Source organism: Nonomuraea sp. CA-218870 (assembly GCF_050936535.1).
GTDB classification, from domain to species: Bacteria; Actinomycetota; Actinomycetes; order Streptosporangiales; family Streptosporangiaceae; genus Nonomuraea; species Nonomuraea corallina.
Window position 1 is genome coordinate 1790390 of sequence record NZ_JBNJMN010000001.1, and the last position, 18647, is coordinate 1809036.

Below are 18647 nucleotides of genomic sequence, written 5' to 3' on the forward strand. Positions count from 1 at the left end.
ACGTGAGCACGCACAGAGCCCCCGTGTCCCCAGCCTTCGCGACAAGGTGGATTCGCCGTGGATGAGGAAACCCCGTACGTCACCATCGTCCTGCCGTGTTACAACGAGCAGGACCATGTCATCGACGAGGTCGACCGCATCACCAGGGCGATGGACTCCAGCGGCTACACCTACGAGCTGGTCGCGGTCGACGACTGCTCGACCGACGACACGCTGGACCGGCTCAAGCAGGCCGCGCCTCTCTACCCGCACCTGCGCATCCGGGCCTTCCACCGCAACGGCGGCTCGGGCACCGTGCGCAGGATCGGCACACAGGAGGCCAGGGGCGAGATCGTCGTCTGGACCGACGCCGACATGACCTACCCCAACGAGCGCATCCCCGAGCTGGTGCAGATGCTGGAGAAGGACCAGACGATCGACCAGGTCGTCGGGGCCCGCACCAGCGAGGAGGGCTCGCACAAGCTGCTCCGGGTGCCCGCCAAGTGGGTCATCCGCAAGGTCGCCGAGATGCTCGCCGGGCAGAAGATCCCCGACCTCAACTCCGGGCTGCGCGCCTTCCGCAAGTCAGTGGCCAGGCCCTACCTGCGGCTGCTGCCGCCCGGGTTCTCCTGCGTCACCACGATCACGCTGTCGTTCCTGTCCAACCAGCACGACATCTACTACCTGCCGATCGACTACGCCAAGCGGGCCGGCAAGTCGAAGTTCAGCTTCGTCTCCGACGCCTACCGCTACATCCTGCAGGTGCTGCGGATGATCATGTACTTCAACCCGCTCAAGGTGCTCATGCCGCCCGCGCTGTGGCTGGTCGGCATCGGGTTCGCGAAGGGCGTGTGGGACATGATCCAGCACCCGTTCTACTTCCCGGCCAACACCGTCATGATCTTCCTGTCGGGGATGCTGATCGGGTCGGTGGCGCTGCTGGCCGACCTGATCGTGCGGTCCCGGGGGGACTGAGCGTGCGCATCGCGATCGTCGGCCCCACCTACCCCTACAAGGGCGGCGGGGCCCAGCACACCACCGAGCTGGCCCACCGGCTGGCGGCGCTCGGTCACGACGTGGTCATCGAGTCCTGGCGGGCGCAGTACCCGTCGTTCCTCTACCCGGGGCAGCAGACGATCGACGCGCCGGAAGGCGTCCCGTACCCGAAGGTGCTGCGCGAGCTCGACTGGCGCCGGCCCGACGGGTGGGTGGCGGCCGGGCGGCGGCTGCGCGCCGCCGACCTGGTGGTACTTGCCGTGCTCAGCCCGGTGCAGGTGCCGCCCTACCTCGGCGTCCTGGCCGGGCTGCGGGGCCGGGCCCGTACGGTCGCGCTCTGCCACAACGTGCTGCCGCACGAGCGCAAGCCGTACGACCGGCCGCTGATGAAGGCGCTGCTCAGGCGGACCGGGGTGGTGCTCACCCACTCCGAGCAGCAGGCCGGGCTGGCCCGCGAGCTGACCTCCAGGCCGGTCCGGGTGGCCGCGCTGCCGCCGCACCTGCCCTCCACCCACGCCGCGCGCTCCGACCGGGTGCACCGGCGGCTGCTGTTCTTCGGCATCGTGCGCCCGTACAAGGGGCTCGACCTGCTGCTGCGGGCGCTGCCGCCGGAGGTGTCGCTGACCGTGGCCGGGGAGTTCTGGGGCGGGCTCGACGAGACCCGGGCGCTGGTCCGCGAGCTGGGCCTCGGCGACCGGGTCGACCTGCGGCCCGGTTACGTCGCCGCCGAGGACGTGCCGGGGCTGTTCGCCGGGGCCGACGCGCTCGTGCTGCCCTACCGCAGCGCCACGGCCAGCCAGAACGTGTGGCTCGCGCACGAGCACGGCGTCCCGGTGATCGCGACCCGGGTGGGGGCGCTCGCCGACCACGTCACCGACGGCGTCGACGGGCTGCTCGTGGAGCCGGGCAGCGCCGACGCGCTCAGGGACGCGATCGAGCGGTTCTACGTCTCGGGCGAGCCGGAGAGGTTGCGGTCGGGGGTCAAGGCCGTCGACCCCGACCCCTTCTGGGTCGCGTACACCGCGGCCCTGCTCGGCTGACGGCCCAGCAGGAGCGCCAGCCCTGCGGCCGTCACGTCGGCGAAGGTGAACGCCAGCCGCGACACCACCGCGATCGCGAGCGCCGGGCCGGTGCCGAGGATGGGGTGGAGCACCAGCACCAGCGCGCCCTCCCGGACGCCCACCCCGGCCGGCACCAGGAACGCCAGCAGCCCGGTCGACCAGGCGAACGCGTAGGCCCCGGTCGCGATCACGTACAGGTCCCAGCGGCCCGCCAGCATCCAGATGTGGAGCCCGTACACGAGCCAGCCGACCACCGTCCACGCGACCGTGACCAGCACCGTGCGGCCGGGCAGCACGGTGTCGAGCGTGTCGCGGCGGGCCAGCCGCAGGGCGAGGTTGAGTCCCCAGGTGAGCACCTTCGGGTGCATGCAGACGGCGATCACCGGCAGCAGGAGCAGCAGGTACCACGCCTGCCGCACCACCTCCTGGGTGGCCAGCGTGGCGGCGGCGATGGCGATGCCCACGCCCAGGTTGATCACCAGCGCCAGCGAGATGCACGCGAACGTGCGGCGCGGCGGGCTGCCGTGGTCGCGGCCCAGGTCCATCATCGCGGCGTACGCCCAGATCGCCCCGGGGATGTACTTGCCGAGCTGGCCCACGAACATGATCCGCCCGGCGGTCCGCACCGGCATCGGCGAGCCCAGCCCGGCCAGCACCTGCCGCCAGGCGAGCAGCATGAAGAACTGGCCGAGCAGCACGGCGGCGAACGCGCCGGCGACCGCCCACGGTGAGATCTCGGCGACGGCCGCCGCCGTGTCGTCCCAGTTGACGGCCAGGCCGTAGCCCAGGAACCCGAGCGCGACCAGCGCCAGGACGATGCGCAACAGGCGACGGAGCATCCCGCAAGGCTACGGTGTTCGCGCAGGTGAAAGCCAGTCACCGAATGACGAACAGGCACACAGCGCGTGAGATCGGTACGGCCGGGCGTGACCGGGATCGGCCGCCGGCCGGGGCGGGCGCGGGTACTGTTGGGCGACGTGGGGAAGCAACGGGTCGCGCAGCTGGCCTACTCCGAGTTCCAGGCGGCGATGCTCGACGAGGAGAAGCGCCGGCGCAAGGCCGCGAAGATCATCGCGGTGCTGGAGCACTTCCACGGGCCGCTCGGCGGGCTGACCGTCGGCGACGTCGGCTGCTCGGCCGGGTTCATCGCCGACGAACTGGCCGCAGCCGGGGCCAAGCACACCCTCGGCATCGACATCGACGTGCCGGGGCTGCGCAAGGCGGCCGACCGGTTCGGCGAGCGGGTGGCGTTCGTCTGCGGCGACGGCACGGCGCTGCCGTTCCCCGACGGGTCGATCGACGTGCTGGTGTTCAACCACATCTACGAGCACGTGGTCGACCCCGACGCCGTGGTGGCCGAGATGCACCGGGTGCTCGCCGACGACGGCGTGCTCTACCTCGGGCTGGGCAACCGGCTGGGCGTCATGGAGCCGCACTACAAGCTGCCGTTCCTGTCCTACCTGCCGCCCTCGCTCGCCGACCGGTACGTGCGCGCGTCCGGGCGGGCCGACCACTACTACGAGCGCTTCCGCACGCGGCGCGGGCTGCGCAGGATGCTGCGCGCCTTCCACGTGTGGGACTACACGTTCCCGGTCCTCGCGACGCCCGAGCGGTTCGCGGGCGGCGAGCTGTTCCCCGGCGTCCCGGGCCGCGCGGCCCGGGCGCTGCTGGCCCGCACCCCGCGCGCGGCGCTGCGGCTGCTGCTTCCGCTCGTGCCCACGTACCTCTGGGTCGCGACCAAGACGCCGCGCCGGCCGGTCGGCGCGGCCCTGCCCCAGCCACCCGAACGGGTCCGGCCGCTGTGACGGACCGTCCCCGCTCCGGCGCCTCCCCGATCCCCCGCGACGACGAGGGAACGATGGACTCGCCCGCTCCCGCCTCCACCGGTAGGGGCTGGTGGCGTAAGGCGGTCCGGGGCGGGTTCCTGGTGGTGGCGCTGGGGTTCGGGGCGTGGGCCGTGGCGTCGCGGTGGGACGAGGTCGCCGCCGGGTTCCGCGAGCTGACCCCGGCGATGGTGGCCGCCTCGCTGGCCGCCGTGGTGGGCGCGCTGCTGGGCGCGATGCTGACGTGGCGGACGCTGCTGGCCGACCTCGGGTCGCGGCTGCCCGTACGGAGCGCCGCCAAGGTGTTCTTCGTGGGCCAGCTCGGCAAGTACATCCCGGGGGCCGTGTGGCCGATGCTGGCGCAGATGGAGATGGGCCGCGAGCTGGGGGTGCCGCGGGCGCGGAGCGCGGCGGCGTTCTTCCTGATGATGCCGGTCCAGCTCGCCAGCGGGCTGCTGGTGGCGTTCGGCACGCTGGGGTGGGACCGGTTCGGGTGGCTGCTGCTCCTGGTTCCTGTGCTGCTCGTGCTGCTGGAGCCGAAGGTGGTCAACGCGGTGATCGGCTTCGGGCTGCGCAGGCTGAAGCGGGAGCCGCTGGAGCGGCCGCTCACCCGCAAGGGGATGCTCGCGGCGCTCGGCTGGGCGCTGGCGGGCTGGGCCTGTTACGGGGTGCACCTCTATTTCGTCGCCCCGCAGGGCGGGCTGCTCTTCGCCGTGGGGGCGTTCGCGCTGTCGTGGTGCCTGGGCATCATGACGTTCGTGGTGCCCGCCGGGGCGGGGGTCAGGGAGGTGGCCATGGTGGCGGCGCTGGCGCCGGTGATGGACGCCGGACCGGCCATCGCGGTCGCGCTCACGTCCCGGGTGGTGATCGTGCTGGGCGACCTGCTCTGCGCTGGAGTAGCTGGATTGTCCGCAAGGCGTATCTCCGTGTGATTTGGCACACGTTTTAGGGGACGCTGGTCATAAGGTGGAAGAAGAGGGGGGCTGCCGAGCCCCGCGTTGATCTTGAGGGGAGAAGATCACCGTATGCCTCGAGTGCTCATCGACGCGGCGGCGGTTCCCGCCGACCGCGGAGCTCTGATCAGATACGTCGACGGATTGGTCGCGGCGCTCGACCGGGGGGGCGCCGACCTGGCCGTGGTCTGCCAGCGGGCCGACGCCGGCCGCTACAGACGCCTCGCGCCCTCGGCGCAGGTCCTCCCCGGCCCCGTCTCGATCACGAACCGGGCCGCCCGGCTCGCCTGGGAGCAGACCGGCCTGCCGCTGCTCGCCCGTCAGACCGGCGCCGACGTGATCCACGCCCCCTACTACTCCATCCCGCTCCGCTCGGGCCTGCGGACGGTGGTGACCGTGCACGACGTCACCTGGTTCACCGAGCCCGAGCAGCACAGCCCGGCCAAGGCCTCGTTCTTCCGCTCCGCGACCCGCACCGCCGTGCGCCACGCGAACCGGGTGATCGTGCCCTCCAAGGCGACCAGGGACGAACTGGTGCGGGTGCTCGACGCCGACCCGACCCGCATCGACGTCGCCTACCACGGCGTCGACCAGAGCCAGTTCCACCCGCCCTCGGAGGCGGAGATCCGGCGGGCGGCCAGCCGGTGCGGGCTGCACGGGCAGCAGTACGTGGCCTTCCTGGGCGCGCTGGAGCCGCGCAAGAACGTGCCCAACCTGATCCGCGGCTTCGCCAGGGCGGTCAAGGACCTGGACAAGCCGCCGGCGCTGGTGCTCGGCGGCGGCGTGCACGAGAACGACGTCGACGCGGCCTGCCGCGAGGTGGAGGCCACGGTCAAGGTGGTGCGGCCGGGCTTCATGGCGGCGCCCGACCTGGCCGGGTTCCTCGGCGGCGCGCTCGTGGTGGCGTTCCCGTCGCGGGGCGAGGGGTTCGGGCTGCCGGTGCTGGAGGCCATGGCCTGCGGCGCGCCGGTGCTCACCACCCACCGCACGTCGCTGCCCGAGGTCGGCGGTGACGCGGTCGCCTACACCGAGCCCGACGCCGACGGCATCGCCCGGGGGCTGGCCGAACTGCTGGCCTCGCCCGGCAGGAGGCGGCAGCTCAGCGAGGCGGGACTGGCCAGAGCGCGCGAGTTCACCTGGGAGGCGTCGGCGGAGGCCCACCTGAGCTCCTACCAGCGGGCGACCGAATAGTTCGCTACCCTCGCACAACTATGGAGAGCTCTTTGCCGGACCTCGAGGCGATCCTCCTTGTCGGAGGGCGTGGCACGCGCCTGCACCCGCTGACGCTGGGCACGCCGAAACCGCTGTTGCCGACGGCCGGTGTGCCGTTCCTGGCCCACCAGCTCGCGCGGGCCCGCGCGGCCGGGGTGCGCCGGATCGTCTTCGCGACCTCGTACAAGGCGGCGATGTTCGAGCCGGTGTTCGGCGACGGGGCGGAGCTGGGGCTCTCGCTGGAGTACATGACGGAGGAGACGCCGCTCGGCACCGGCGGCGCCATCCGCAACGCCGCCGAGGCGCTCGGCTCCGGGCCGTCCGATCCGGTCCTGGTGCTCAACGGCGACATCCTGTCGGGTCACGACATCGGCGAGCAGGTGCGCCTCCACCTGGCGCGCCAGGCCGCTGTAACGCTCCATTTGACCGAGGTGGAGGATCCGGCCAGGTTCGGCTGCGTGCCCACCGACGACGACGGGCGGGTGACCGCGTTCCTGGAGAAGACGCCCAACCCGGTGACCAACCGGATCAACGCCGGCTGCTATGTGTTCACCCGGTCGGTCATCGACGAGATCCCGCGTGACGAGGTCGTGTCGGTGGAGCGCGAGACGTTCCCCGGGCTGATCGAGTCGGGACAGCCGGTGCTGGGGTACGCGACCCGCACCTACTGGCTGGACGTCGGCACCCCGGCGGCCTTCGTGCAGGGCTCGCGCGACCTGGTGCTCGGCCGGCTGGAGTCGCCGGCGATGCCGGGCCCCACCGGCGAGTTCCTGGCGCTGCCCGGCTCGTCGGTCTCGCCGGAGGCCAAGGTGCGCGACGGCACGTCCGTGTGCGCGGGCGCGACGGTCGAGGCGGGCGCCACGGTGGCCGGGTCCGTGCTGTGCGAGGGCGCGGTGGTCGAGGGCGGCGCGGTCGTCACCGACTCGGTCCTGGGCCGGGGCGCGCGGGTGCGGACGGGCGCGGTGGTGAGCGACGCGGTGATCGGCGACGGCGCGGTCGTGGGGCCGGGCAACGAGCTGCGGGCCGGGGTGCGCGTCTGGCCGGGCGTGGAGCTGCCGGAGCGTTCCATCCGCTACTCCAGCGACGCCTGACTCCACGGATCCGCCCGCCGTCCCGCCGGGTGGCCGGGTGGCGGCAGACTGGAAGGGTGGAGGAGCGCACCTGGGTCCCGGAGGGCCCGCTGGACGTGGCGCTGGCGCTGGCGCCGCACCGCCGGGGCGGCGGCGACCCGGCCTGGCGGCGGACGCCCGACGGCGCGATCTGGCGCACCTGCCGCACCCCCTCCGGGCCCGCGACGCTGCGGGTGTCGGTGACGGGCGGGCGGGTGCGCGGCCAGGCCTGGGGGCCGGGAGCCGGGTGGATGCTCGACGGCCTGCCTGCGCTGCTCGGCGCCGAGGACGACTTCTCCGGGTTCGAGATCAGGCACGAGATCCTGCGCGAGGCGGTGCGCCGGCACGCCGGGCTGCGGATCGGCAGGACGGGCCGGGTGATGGAGGCCCTGGTGCCGGCGGTGCTGGAGCAGAAGGTCGTCGGCCAGGAGGCCTGGCGGGCGTGGCGCTGGCTGCTGCACCGCTACGGGGAGCCCGCTCCCGGGCCGGCCCCCGAGGGCATGCGGGTGGTGCCTGAGCCGTCGGCGTGGCGGGAGATCCCGGTCTGGCACTGGCACCGCTCGGGCGCGGAGACGGTGCGCGCCAGGACGATCGCCACCGCCGCCTGGCACGCCGCCAAGCTGGAGGCGGCCGCCACCAGCGAGGAGCTCGACCGGCTGCTGCGGGCGCTGCCGGGCGTCGGGGTGTGGACGTCGGCGGAGGTGCGCCAGCGGGTCTTCGGCGACCCCGACGCGATCAGCGTCGGCGACTACCACCTGGCCAAGATCGTGGGGTACGCGCTGACCGGCGAGAAGACCGACGATCCGGGCATGCTGCGCCTGCTGGAGCCGTACCGGGGCCATCGCCACCGGGCCGGCCTGTTCATCACGCTCACCGGCCGGCGGCCGCCCGCCCGCGGCCCCCGGATGGCGCCCAGGGACTACCGCGCCTTTTAGCCGCCCCTGAGTGCGATGCGGGAACCCAGGCCGACGTAGTGTGCCGCTATGACCGTTGTCAGTGATTCGGCCATGCGCCGCGCCCTCGCCCGAGCCCGTGACGGCAAGGCGCTCGACCGTACCGAGGCGACCGTGCTGCTGCACGCGCGCGGCGAGCACCTCGACACCCTGCTCGGGCATGCCTCCCGGGTGCGGGACGCCGGGCTGGAGGCCGTCGGCCGCGCCGGGATCATCACCTACAGCCGGAAGGTGTTCATCCCGCTGACCAGATTGTGCCGGGACCGCTGCGGCTACTGCACGTTCGCCACCGCCCCGCACAAGCTGCCGTCGCCGTTCCTGTCCCCTGACGAGGTGCTGGAGATCGCCAGGCAGGGCGCCGCGCTGGGCTGCAAGGAGGCGCTGTTCACGCTGGGCGACCGGCCGGAGGACCGCTGGCACCAGGCCCGAGAGTGGCTGGACGCGCACGGCTACGACGACACGCTGTCGTACGTGCGCGCGATGGCGATCAGGGTGCTGGAGGAGACCGGGCTGCTGCCGCACCTCAACCCGGGCGTGCTGAGCTGGCGTGACCTGCAGCGGCTCAAGCCGGTGGCGCCGTCCATGGGCATGATGCTGGAGACCACCTCGCGCCGCCTGTTCGAGGAGAAGGGGCAGCCCCACTACGGATCGCCGGACAAGGATCCGGCGGTGCGGCTGCGGGTGCTGGAGGACGCGGGGCGCAGCAACGTGCCGTTCACCACCGGCATCCTCATCGGCATCGGGGAGACGGTCGAGGACCGGGCCGAGTCGATCTTCGCGATCCGGCGGGTGGCCCGCGAGTACGGCGGCATCCAGGAAGTGATCGTGCAGAACTTCCGCGCCAAGCCGGACACGGCGATGCGCGGCCTGCCGGACGCCGACCTGGAGGAGCTGGCCGCCACCATCGCCGTGACCCGGCTCGTGCTCGGGCCGAAGGCGCGCGTGCAGGCCCCGCCGAACCTCGTCGACGCCGAGTACGCGCTCATGATCAGGGCCGGGATCGACGACTGGGGCGGCGTGTCGCCGCTGACCCCGGACCACGTGAACCCGGAGCGGCCGTGGCCGCAGATCGACGAGCTGGCGGCCCGTACCGCCGAGTCGGGGTTCCGGCTCAGGGAAAGGCTGACGATCTACCCCGAGTACGTCCAGGCGGGCGAGCCGTGGCTGGACCCGCGGCTGGCGGCGCACGTCGCCGCGCTGGCGGAGCCGGAGACCGGGCTGGCCAGGGAGGGCGCGCTGCCCGAAGGGCTGCCCTGGCAGGAGCCCGACGGCGGCTTCGCCCCGGGCGGGCGGGTGGACCTGCACGTCGAGGTCGACACCACGGGCCGCACCCACGACCGGAGGGACGACTTCGACCACGTGTACGGCGACTGGGAGGCCCTGCGCGACCGCCTCCCCGCCGCGACCGGCGGCGCCGGGACGCCCGCCGAGATCAGGAAGGCGCTGAGCAGGGCCGCGAGCGACCCCGCGGGGCTCACCGACGACGAGGCGGTGGCGCTGCTGTCCGCCGACGGCCGGGCGCTGGAGGAGCTGGCCGGGATCGCCGACGACCTGCGCCGGGAGGCGGCCGGCGACGACGTGACGTACGTGGTCAACAGGAACATCAACTTCACCAATGTCTGCTACACCGGCTGCCGGTTCTGCGCCTTCGCCCAGCGCCGGACGGACGCGGACGCGTACACGCTCAGCCTGGAGCAGGTGGCCGACCGGGCGGAGGAGGCGTGGCAGGCGGGCGCCACCGAGGTGTGCATGCAGGGCGGCATCCACCCGGACCTGCCCGGGACCGCGTACTTCGACATCGCCAGGGCGGTCAAGGCGCGCACGCCCGGCATGCACGTGCACGCGTTCTCGCCGATGGAGGTCATCAACGGCGCCAGCCGGGCGAACCTGTCCATCGAGGAGTGGCTGCGCGGGGCGCGCGAGGCCGGGGTCGACTCGCTGCCGGGGACGGCCGCCGAGATCCTCGACGACGACGTGCGCTGGGTGCTCACCAAGGGCAAGCTGCCCGCCGCCGAGTGGATCGAGGTCGTCACCACCGCCCACCGGGTGGGCCTGCCGACCACGGCCACCATGATGTACGGGCACGTGGACAACCACCTGCACTGGGTGCGGCACATCAAGCTGATCAGGCGGCTGCAGGAGGAGACCGGCGGCTTCTCCGAGTTCGTGCTGCTGCCGTTCGTGCACACCAGCGCGCCCATCTACCTGGCGGGCGTGGCCAGGCCGGGGCCCACCGCGCGGGAGAACCGCGCCGTGCACGCGCTGGCCAGGATCCTGCTGCACGGCGCGATCCGCAACATCCAGTGCTCCTGGGTCAAGCTCCAGGACGACCTGTGCCGCCAGGTGCTCCAAGGCGGCGTGAACGACCTGGGCGGCACCCTCATGGAGGAGACGATCAGCCGGATGGCCGGCTCGGAGAACGGCTCGTACAAGACCATCAGCGAGCTGCGGGCCATGGCGGAGGTCACCGGGCGGCCGGTCCGTCAGCGCACCACCGAGTACGGCACGCCGACGGAGGAGCGGCTGGCCGCCTCGGCCGCCAGTGACGGCGTGTGCCAGAGCGTGCGCAGGGTGCTGCCGCTCGCCTAGATATAACGAGTTCTAGTTAGACTTGCGTCCGCACCGGGAGGCACTGGGAGAATCGCCAACCCCCTTCGGAGAGAGGTTCACCGTGCGTTTGGGCCGACATCGCGCCGCGCTGTCTCCCCAGCAGAGACGGGCCAGAGCGCTGCGGCGCGGCATGCTGGCGGGCACGACCGTCGTGGCCGTGGTCGCGGCGGCGGTCGTCGTGGTGTTCGGCGGCGGCGCGGCGGTGTGCGCCACGCGAGAGCCGGTTCTGGTCAGCGTGGCGGCCGCGGTGGACGTGGCCCCGGCCGTCATGGAGGCGGCCGGGCGGTTCAACGAGACCAAGACCACCGCCGGCGGCCGGTGCGTGCTCGTCCAGGTCACCGAGCAGCCGCCGGCCACGGTGTTACGCACGCTGATCGGCGACCGGGTGGGCGTGCTGCGCGACCGGCCCGACGGGTGGGTGGCCGACTCGTCGGCCTGGATCCGGCTGGCGCGCAACCAGGGCGCCGGCGCGCTGCCGGGCGGCGAGACGGTGGTGGCGACCTCCCCGCTGGTGTTCGCCACCCGCTCGTCCCTGGCCGAGCGGTTCGCGGTCGGCAAGACGGAGATGAACTGGCGGATGGTGTTCCCGGCCACCGTCCGCGGCCGGCTCGCGCCCACGGAGGACGAGCCGGACGTCGTCCGGGTGCCCGACCCGTCGCTGGTGGGCGCGGGCATCGCCACCGTCGCCGCCGCCCGCGACGTGGTCGGCACGGGGCCCGACGCGGACAAGGCGCTGACCGCGTTCGTCCGCTGGGCGCAGGCCGGTTCGGCGCCCGACTACCGCAGCATGCTGGCCGCGGTGGACGACCGCACCTTCTGGGAGCGGCCGGTCGTGATCGTGCCCGAGCAGTCGGTGTGGATCCACAACCGCGCCCCGTCGGACGACCCGGTGGTCGCGCTGCACCCGCGGGAGGGCACGATCGCGCTCGACTACCCGTACGTGGTCACCGCCACCGACCCCGCCGTGGCCGAGGCGTCCAAGTCCTTCGCCGACTGGCTGGGCGGCGCCGAGGGCCAGGAGATCGTGCGCCGGGCCGGGTTCCGGTCGGGGGACGGCACGCGGGGGCCCATCTCGCCCGGGCCGGAGCTCCCGACCACGACGCCGAAGGTACGGCCGTCGGTGTCGCCGGAGGACATCGACGAGGCGCTGCGGGCCTGGAGCAGGCTCGCCCCGCCGACGAACATCCTCGTGCTGACCGACACCTCCAAGCACATGGCGCAGAAGCTGAAGGGCGGCGCCACCACCAAGGCGGGCGTCGCGCTGGAGGCGGCCAGGATCGGGCTCCAGCTCTTCCCCGAGTCCACGCGCATGGGGCTGTGGGAGTTCGCGCACCGGGTCGGCGGCATCCAGGACTACCGCGAGCGGGTCGGCCTGGGGTCGATCAACGAGCCGGAGTCAGGCCAGGTGGTCCGGCGCGGCGAGCTGAACCGGCTCACCGCCACCATGCGGGCCCACCCGGAACGGGACAGCTCGCTGTACGACTCGATCCTGCGCGGCTTCCGCAAGGTCGGCGCCGAGTACCGCGAGGAGATGAACAACTCGCTCCTGGTGATCACGGCGGGGAAGGACGACGGCCGCGGCATCAAGATGCCGGCCCTGGTGGAGCGACTGCGCGACGAATGGGACCCGGACCGGCCGGTGCAGATCATCGTCATCGCCTTCGGCGACGGCGTGGACCGCGAAGGGCTGACGGCCATCACCGAGGCCACCAACGGCTCGCTGCACGTGGCCCAGCAGCCGGGGGAGATCATCGACGTGTTCCTGGCCGCCCTGGCCCGCCGCCTGTGCCGCCCCACCTGCAAGCCGGCCCCGTGAGGAAGGGGGCGCCCGGAGGGACGCCCCCTTCGGGTCAGAGGCGCTGCCAGAGGGCGGGCACGTTCGGCGGCTCCCAGCCGGTGAGCGCCGTGTGGGCCTGGATGCAGCGGTAGGTGGCGCCGCCGTACGTCACGGTGGAGCCGACCGCGTAGGCGGTGCCGGCCTTCCAGGTGCCGCCCGGGTTCGAGGTGGGGGTGACCGTCGGGGTCGGGGTGGGCGTGGGCGTCGGGGTGGGGGTCGGGGTGGGCGTCGGGGTGGGGCTCGGGGTGCCGCCGCCGCCGATCTGGAGGTCGATGCAGGCGTAGAAGGCGTTGGGGGTGTCGGCGACGTTCCAGATGGCCAGCACCTTCTGCCTGCCGCTGTAGCCGGAGAGGTTCACGGTGTGGTTGACCTGGGCCGCGGGCTGCCGGCCGCCGTCGTTGAACACGGCGACGCGGTTGGCGCCGACGTAGTACTCCCAGGTGCTGGTGGCGTGGCGGGCTGTGAGCGTCCAGGTGAAGTTGACGGTGCTGCCGACCGAGGTCGCGGGCCAGGGCTTGGACTCGTCGCTGAGCTGGGCGAACCTGCTGATCCCGCCGTGGCAGTTGCGCTGGCCCTTGGGGCCTTCCACGCTCTGCGGCTCGTAGACGATGTCGCCGCAGCCGGAGACCCGGCCCTGGGCGCAGTGCGCCTGCCGGCTGGGCGGCGCGTTGACGTACCCGTGGGCGAGGGCGGGGGTGGCGGAGACGACCGTGGTGGCGGCGGCGGTCGCCGCCACCGACAGGACCGTGAGCAACCTTCGCATCGAGGGCTCCTTTACCTTGGGGGGTTGGCCCAAATGTAAAGGAAAGTTTCCTAACAGTGAACTGGTTCGTGACTTTTCATGAGAACGGCCGGTCAACAGCAGGCACGGTCACGGATCACCGGGTCAGGATGAAGTCCGCGGCCTCACGCGGCGCCCGGTCACGCGGGGGAGCGGCGGCGTGGCCGACCGCGACGCACCCCATCGGGTCCCACGCCTCCGGCAGGTCGAGCACCTCACGCACCACCGGACGGCAGAACATGGTCGACGACACCCACGCCGAGCCCAGCCCTTCGACGGCGAGCTGGACCAGGAAGTTCTGCACCCCCGCGCCCGTCGCCACCACGAACATCTCCCGCTCCGCCGCGTTGCGCCGCTCGTCGCGGTACGTGTGCGAGCCCGCCATCACCAGGCACGGCACCACCAGGTAGGGGGCGTGGCGCAGCACGTCGCCGCGCCTGACCCGCTTGGCGATCGACTCCTCGGTGAACCCGTCGCCGCGCAGGTCGGCGATCCACGCCTCGCGCATGGCGTCGAGCAGCCGCGCCCGGGTCGCGGCGGACTCCACCAGCACGAACCGCCACGGCGTCGTGTGGTGCGGGGCCGGCGCCGCGATGCCCGCCGCCACGGCCCGCCGCACCGCCTGCGGATCGACCGGCCGGTCGGCGAACTCCCTGATGGTCCGGCGGGCGAACACCACGTCGCGCGACCCGTACCGGAACAGGTCCTCGTCGGCGGGCCGCAGCAGCGGCCGGACCCCGGGACCGTCGTCCTCGGTCACCAGGTGGGACAGTCCGCGCACGACCGCCACCGGGACCCCGTCGAGCTTGCCCTTGACCAGCTCGGCGGCGGCGGCGATCTCGTCGGCCAGGGCCGTCACGGTGGCGCTGAGCGGGTTGCCGTGGGTGTCGGTGCCGCCCCTGAAGTCGGCCAGCGGGACCACCCCGGCCGCACCGATGGCCACGTCCGTCAGCCCGTGACGCCACGGCCGGCCGAAGGTGTCGGAGACGATCACACCGACGCGGCGGCCCAGCCCGGCCCTGATCCGGCGCGCCGAGGCGTCGGGGTCCTCGGGGAGCAGCAGGACCGTGCCGGGCGCGGTGTTGGACGCGTCGACCCCGGCGGCGGCCATGACGAAGCCGTGGCGGGTCTGCGCGATCACGGTGTCGCCGCGCCGGGCGACCACCCGTTCGGTCTCGTCCTCGATGGCCTTGGCCCGGTCCGGGGCCTCGCGGACGCGGCCCTCGGCCTTGCTCACGATCTTGGACGTGACCACGACGATGTCGCCGTCGCGCACGTCCGCGCCGGCCAGCAGGGCGGCCAGATCGTCGCCGGGGCGCACCTCGCCGAGACCCGGCACGCCGAACACCTCCAGGCGCGCGGCGGCGGAGTGGGTGGGGTCAGCGGTCATCGGGAGAGCTCCTGTGCGAGATCGAGGGCGGCGCGGGCGATGGCGGCCGCCGCGTCCTGGTCGGTCATGAGCAGGGGACGGGCCGCCACCCGTACGCCCTCCAGGGCCACCCCCGCGTCCTCCGGCGCCACCAGCCAGCCGTCGACCAGGCCGGCGCCGTACAGCTCCAGCACCGCCTGGGCGCTGGTCTCCACCCCGATCGCGGTCAGGCAGGCGTCGGCCATGCCGCGCACCGGGGCGCCGCCGATGATGGGGGAGACGCCCACCACGGTCTTCGCCGTCAGCGCCTCACGGATGCCGGGAACCTGGAGGATCGTCCCGATGCTGACCACGGGGTTGGACGGCGGCAGGATCACCACGTCCGCGTCGGCGATCGCCTCCAGGACGCCCGGCGCAGGCTTGGCCGCGTCGACGCCGACCAGCGCGAACGACTCCGCCGGGACCGAGGCCCGCAACCGCACCCACCATTCCTGGAAGTGCACGGCGCGCCTGCCGTGCTCGTCGGAGATGATCACGTGCGTCTCGCACCGGTCGTCGGTCATCGGCAGCAGGCGGACCCCCGGCTGCCAGCGGGCGCAGAGCGCCTGGGTGATCTGGGAGAGCGGATAGCCGGCCTCCAGCATCTGGGAGCGGACGATGTGGGTGGCGAAGTCGCGGTCGCCCAGCCCGAACCACTGCGGCTCGACCCCGTACGCGGCCAGTTCCTCCTTGACCGTGTGGGTCTCGCCCGCCCGGCCCCAGCCCTGTTCCTCGTCGATGCCGCCGCCCAGGGTGTACATGACGGTGTCGAGGTCAGGGCAGACCCGCAGGCCGAACAGCGTGATGTCGTCACCGGTGTTGCCGATCACGGTGATCTGGTCGTCGGGGGCGGTGGCGCGCAGCCCGCGCAGGAACCGGGCGCCGCCGATGCCGCCCGCCAGGGACACGATGTGCATGCGGCCAGTCTTCCATCGTGCCGTTTTCGCCCTGCTCCGGTGCCGCGCATGACGGTGGTCGGGGCGCGTATTGAGACCAACGCGCGACCTGTGATCGGAGCGGGTTCTGTGACGATATGGCAAACTCCCTTCGGGCTAAAGGGTCTGATGGGGGTAGTTGTGAACAAACTTGACGTCACCCGGCTGAGAGAGCCGGCCGCCTGGATCATGCTGGCGGCCGGCGGTCTCGACATCCTGCTCGCGATCGGGCGGATCCTGATCGGCTCGGGCGTCGGCTCGATCACCGAGCGCGCGGCCGCGTACGCAGGCGGCCTGACGAGCCCTGTCGTGACCGCGCTGCTGCTCGGGGCGGTGCTCCTGCTCACCAAGGTCGGCCCGCCCTCGCCCAAGGCGAAGATCGTGGCGTACGCGTCGGCGGCCTTCCTGGCGCTGGCCACCCTGTTCGGGGCGCTGTCGCTGCTGCTCGGCCTGTTCGCGGACCTGGGCGCGCGCTCCACCGTGGAGTTCGTGCTCGGCGTCGCGCCCACCCTGGCGCTGACCGCCATCGCCCTGGTCTACCTGCTGCCCCAGGTGCTGCCCCAGCGCCGGCCCGCCGCCCAGGGCTACCCGCAGGGCTTCCCGCCCCAGCAGGGGTACGGCCCGCAGGGCTTCGGCCAGCAGCCCGGGCAGCAGGGGTACGGTCAGCCTCCCCAGCCGGGCCACGGCCCGCAGCCCGGCTTCGGGCAGCCCGCCCCCGGGTACGCGCCGCAGCCCCCGTCCCAGGCCCCTGGTTACTCCCCCCAGCCTCCGTCGCAGGAGTACGCCCCGCAGCCGCCGTCCCAGGGCATCCCCGGGTACGCGCAGCAGGGACCGGACGCCTACCCGCCGCAGTCCGCGTCCCAGCAGCCCATAGCCGCGCTCCCGGCCGCCCCGGCGGACCGCGAGCAGGGGCAGGACCATCAGGCCTTCGACCAGGGCTTCCCCCAGCAGCCCCCGGCCCAGGACCCCTACGCGCCGCCCGCCGCCCAGGACCCGGCGGCCCCGCCCGCCCAGGAGCAGTACGCCCCCGCCCAGGGCGCGTACGCGGCCCCCGCCCCGGCGCAGGACCCGTACACGCCCGCTCAGGACCCGTACGCCCAGCCCGCGCAGGGCTCGTACGCGCCGTCCGCGCAGGGCTCGTACGCCCCGCCTGCACAGGGCTCGTATGCCCCGCCTGCGCAGGACCCGTACGCGCCGCCTTCGCCGGGACAGGAGCAGTACGCGCCGTCCGCGCAGGAGCAGTACGTGCCGCCCGGTCAGGGTCAGGACCCGTACGCGCAGGAACCCGCCCAGGCGCAGTACGCCCCGCCGGCGCAGGACCCCTACGCGCCGCCTCCTCAGGAGCAGTACGCGCCGCCTGGCCAGGGTCAGGACCCGTACGCGCAGCAGCCCGCCCAGGCGCAGTACGCGTCGCCCGCGCAGGACCCGTACGCCTCCCAGGCCCAGCAGCCCGCCTACAACTCCGGTGACACCTCACCGGACGCCGGGTTCAAGCCGCAGGAGTACCAGCCCGCCCCTTACGTCCCCGCCGACAGCCAGCCGAACGTCCACGCCGCGTCGAACCCGTACGCTCCGGCCGACAGCCAGCCTGACGTCTTCGCCCAGCCCGGCTCGTACGCCCCGGCCGACAGTCAGCCGAACGTCCACGCCGCGTCCAACCCGTACGCTCCGGCCGACAGCCAGCCCGACGTCTACGCCCAGCCCCAGTCCTATGCCTCCGGTGACAGCCGGCCCAACGTGTACGGCTCGTACGGGCAGCAGCCGGACAGCCAGGCACAGGCGGGCGGCGGGTTCGGCCAGGCCTACTCCTCGAGCGAGACCGCGCCCAGCGTCCCCTACCCCCCGACCGGGCAGGCCGGGCAGCAGCCGTACTACGACCAGGCGCCGGCGTTCGACCAGCAGTCCCAGGGCGGCCAGCCGTTCACCGGGTACTCCGGCCGGGAGTTCGGGGCGGCCGCCCAGGAGCCCGACGCGCCCGTGGACCCGCGCTCGCAGCAGCTGCTCGACGCCTACCAGCAGGCCGAGACGTACCAGTCGGGCATCGGCACCCAGCCCGACCTGCGCGTGCCCGACTACTCCAGCCGGCCCAGGCCGTACGACGACCCGCTCGGCAACCCGCAGCAGCACCAGCCGCAGCACGGTCAGCATCAGGCCCCCCAGCAGAACCCGTACGAGCCGCAGAGCTATCAGCCGACCCACCAGGCGCCGGACTCGACGGTCAGGCTCGACCCGAACAGCTACCGGGGGGACGACCCCATCGACCCGACGGCCATCTACACGCCGAACGAGCCGCGGAAGTAAGGGGTCCGCAAAGTACTGCTTAAGAAGAGGTGGCTGAAGGGCGGAGCTCTATCCCGCCCTGATACGGTTCCGACCGCTGGCAGCGTTGAACACCCCCGCCCACGCCGTGCGGCAGAACGGCGTGAACCGGGCGTGAACCGCACACGCGACGCTGGACCGGGGCGAGACCAGGTCTTTCCCCGGATACCGGCATGCCGCTTGACGTCGCGTACGGCACACGCGTGTAATTACAACCATGTTGTTACGCCTTCCTGTGGGTGGGTACTAAGGAAGGCGTTCCATGGGGGGCTCCATTGCGGGCGGGCGGCAGGGAGGTGTGCAGTGACCGATCTGGTCATCGCACAGGATCAGCTTGACGCTGAAGAACTGGGCTGGCAGGAGCGCGCTCTGTGCGCGCAGACTGATCCAGAGGCGTTCTTCCCGGAAAAGGGCGGCTCCACCAGAGAAGCCAAGAAGGTGTGCCGGTCGTGCGAGGTGCGTGCCGAGTGCTTGGAATACGCGCTCGAGCACGACGAACGCTTCGGCATCTGGGGTGGGCTGTCCGAACGGGAGCGCAGAAGGATCAAGCGCCAGGCCGTTTAGTGATATGCGGGTGAAGGGGTCATGCGGGGTTCCCGTGTGACCCCTTTTTCACGTGGGTGACCCGGTTCGACCGGTAGGGTGAGCGCGCCTGATCATCCGCCCCTTGG

15 protein-coding genes are annotated in these 18647 nt (G+C 72.9%); 11 read left to right on the plus strand and 4 right to left on the minus strand.

The window, feature by feature from the left end:
* Positions 1-57 precede the first annotated feature (57 nt).
* Both ACQEUU_RS08945 and ACQEUU_RS08950 read left to right on the plus strand, forming a co-directional pair.
* Complete coding sequence (locus tag ACQEUU_RS08945; RefSeq protein ID WP_433062786.1) at positions 58-954, plus strand: glycosyltransferase family 2 protein; 897 nt, start codon at positions 58-60, stop codon at positions 952-954.
* A gap of 2 nt (positions 955-956) precedes the next feature.
* Positions 957-2015 (plus strand): glycosyltransferase family 4 protein, encoded by a 1059-nt coding sequence (locus ACQEUU_RS08950; protein ID WP_433062788.1) that lies wholly within the window; start codon positions 957-959, stop codon positions 2013-2015.
* Here the strand turns inward: ACQEUU_RS08950 and ACQEUU_RS08955 are convergent.
* The gene (locus tag ACQEUU_RS08955; RefSeq protein WP_433062791.1) at positions 1919-2875 is read right to left on the minus strand and encodes a lysylphosphatidylglycerol synthase domain-containing protein; all 957 of its coding nucleotides are present in this window, start codon (positions 2873-2875) and stop codon (positions 1919-1921) included. The two genes, ACQEUU_RS08950 and ACQEUU_RS08955, sit on opposite strands and share 97 nt — an antisense overlap.
* A gap of 138 nt (positions 2876-3013) precedes the next feature.
* On the opposite strand from ACQEUU_RS08955, the gene ACQEUU_RS08960 reads away from it, so the two are divergent.
* The 7 genes from ACQEUU_RS08960 (at position 3014) to ACQEUU_RS08990 (ending at position 12512) form a co-directional block, all read left to right on the plus strand.
* Positions 3014-3841, plus strand: coding sequence for a methyltransferase domain-containing protein (locus tag ACQEUU_RS08960; protein WP_433062793.1), 828 nt, complete (start codon positions 3014-3016; stop codon positions 3839-3841).
* Positions 3838-4791, plus strand: coding sequence for a lysylphosphatidylglycerol synthase transmembrane domain-containing protein (locus tag ACQEUU_RS08965; protein WP_433062796.1), 954 nt, complete (start codon positions 3838-3840; stop codon positions 4789-4791). Before ACQEUU_RS08960 ends, ACQEUU_RS08965 begins: the two co-directional genes overlap by 4 nt.
* Positions 4792-4884: 93 nt before the next feature.
* On the plus strand, positions 4885-6003 hold the full coding sequence (locus ACQEUU_RS08970; protein ID WP_433062799.1) for a glycosyltransferase family 4 protein: 1119 nt from the start codon (positions 4885-4887) through the stop codon (positions 6001-6003).
* Positions 6004-6035: 32 nt separating this feature from the next.
* Complete coding sequence (locus tag ACQEUU_RS08975) at positions 6036-7115, plus strand: sugar phosphate nucleotidyltransferase (protein WP_433062801.1); 1080 nt, start codon at positions 6036-6038, stop codon at positions 7113-7115.
* A gap of 56 nt (positions 7116-7171) precedes the next feature.
* Positions 7172-8068 (plus strand): DNA-3-methyladenine glycosylase family protein, encoded by an 897-nt coding sequence (locus ACQEUU_RS08980; RefSeq protein ID WP_433062804.1) that lies wholly within the window; start codon positions 7172-7174, stop codon positions 8066-8068.
* Positions 8069-8116: 48 nt separating this feature from the next.
* Positions 8117-10675, plus strand: a complete 2559-nt coding sequence (locus ACQEUU_RS08985; RefSeq protein ID WP_433062807.1) for a bifunctional FO biosynthesis protein CofGH — start codon at positions 8117-8119, stop codon at positions 10673-10675.
* Positions 10676-10757: 82 nt separating this feature from the next.
* Positions 10758-12512: a substrate-binding and VWA domain-containing protein gene (locus ACQEUU_RS08990; protein ID WP_433062810.1), complete on the plus strand. Its 1755-nt coding sequence runs from the start codon at positions 10758-10760 to the stop codon at positions 12510-12512.
* A gap of 34 nt (positions 12513-12546) precedes the next feature.
* Here ACQEUU_RS08990 and ACQEUU_RS08995 read toward each other — a convergent pair whose 3' ends face one another.
* The 3 genes from ACQEUU_RS08995 to cofD all read right to left on the minus strand — a co-directional run bounded on the left by ACQEUU_RS08995 (position 12547) and on the right by cofD (position 15639).
* Positions 12547-13296: a lytic polysaccharide monooxygenase gene (locus ACQEUU_RS08995; RefSeq protein ID WP_433062812.1), complete on the minus strand. Its 750-nt coding sequence runs from the start codon at positions 13294-13296 to the stop codon at positions 12547-12549.
* A 115-nt stretch (positions 13297-13411) separates the two neighbouring features.
* The gene (locus ACQEUU_RS09000; protein WP_433062815.1) at positions 13412-14704 is read right to left on the minus strand and encodes a coenzyme F420-0:L-glutamate ligase; all 1293 of its coding nucleotides are present in this window, start codon (positions 14702-14704) and stop codon (positions 13412-13414) included.
* Positions 14701-15639, minus strand: a complete 939-nt coding sequence (cofD, locus tag ACQEUU_RS09005; RefSeq protein WP_433062818.1) for a 2-phospho-L-lactate transferase — start codon at positions 15637-15639, stop codon at positions 14701-14703. Before cofD ends, ACQEUU_RS09000 begins: the two co-directional genes overlap by 4 nt.
* Positions 15640-15798: 159 nt before the next feature.
* Between cofD and ACQEUU_RS09010 the strand changes: the two genes are divergently transcribed.
* Together ACQEUU_RS09010 and ACQEUU_RS09015 are read left to right on the plus strand one after the other, a co-directional pair.
* The gene (locus ACQEUU_RS09010; protein WP_433062821.1) at positions 15799-17958 is read left to right on the plus strand and encodes a hypothetical protein; all 2160 of its coding nucleotides are present in this window, start codon (positions 15799-15801) and stop codon (positions 17956-17958) included.
* A gap of 321 nt (positions 17959-18279) precedes the next feature.
* Positions 18280-18540 (plus strand): WhiB family transcriptional regulator, encoded by a 261-nt coding sequence (locus tag ACQEUU_RS09015; protein WP_049564653.1) that lies wholly within the window; start codon positions 18280-18282, stop codon positions 18538-18540.
* The last annotated feature ends 107 nt before the right edge of the window (positions 18541-18647 follow it).